Below are 910 nucleotides of genomic sequence, written 5' to 3'. Positions count from 1 at the left end.
AAGTATCTCTGTGAGAGGTTGCAGAAATCTGCATCCGTGATAACACCGATATTTCTGCTCGGTAACACGAATAACTAACTATTTGTATTGATTTCCTTTTTCTTTCACCGATTATATCTTACTACATAACTACAATAAGGAGTAAGATGGTGAAAGAGAAAGTTTTGTGGCGTCGTTAGTAAGAGAAATCTCCAGTTACTACTTAAAAACTACATACAACTTTTATTAGTAATCTTTCTTTAAAACATACTGTTTGCATTATATTTCTATCTTTACTAAATGATATTCCGAAATTGAATGGAAATGATAAATCCAAATTAAAAACACTTCAAAGAATTTTGGAATATGAGAAATACTCGTTATTTTTGCAAAAATAACCGACTTAATGTATGTTAATAAGTAATAAAGAAAAAAAGGTTGTTGATATTCTTAGGTGCTATATAGATGAAGCTGTCACTGGTACGTTGTTCTTTAACAATAGCTTCCCAGAATACAACGACGAGTATGTTGGCAAAGTCTTATCAGATTTTGTCCGACAGAGATTGTTATTAAGATTATCTCGTGGTATATACCTGAAAGCGAAGAAAACCAAATTCGGTATAGTTTATCCTACTACAGAGGAGATTGCTCGTGCGATTGCAGAAAGAGACAATGCGGAGATTCTCCCGACAGGAGGTACGGCGTTGAATATGCTCGGACTGTCAGAACAAGTGACTATGTCTCCCGTTTTTCTTACCAGTGGGTCTGCAAGAAAAATCAAATGTGGCAATAGGACTATCACTTTCAAAAGGGGAGTACCTAAGAACTTTGCCTTGAAAGGACAGGTTACTCGACTTTTGGTACAAGCAATGAAGGCTATTGGAGAACGAAACTATAATAATGAGTGGGAAAGCGCAATTAGTGTAATACT

At 35.3% G+C, this 910-nt stretch carries 1 protein-coding gene; it reads left to right on the top strand.

Translation table 11 applies throughout. From position 1 onward, the window contains the following. Positions 1-389 precede the first annotated feature (389 nt). On the top strand, positions 390-910 hold a 521-nt coding region (locus X919_RS0100725), incomplete at its 3' end, for a DUF6088 family protein (RefSeq protein ID WP_028898614.1).

Source organism: Prevotella sp. HJM029, from assembly GCF_000599605.1.
In the GTDB taxonomy this organism is placed as follows: domain Bacteria; phylum Bacteroidota; class Bacteroidia; order Bacteroidales; family Bacteroidaceae; genus Prevotella.
The sequence above is the reverse complement of the archived record's forward strand: the minus strand, read 5'-3'. Positions and strand labels throughout refer to the sequence as shown.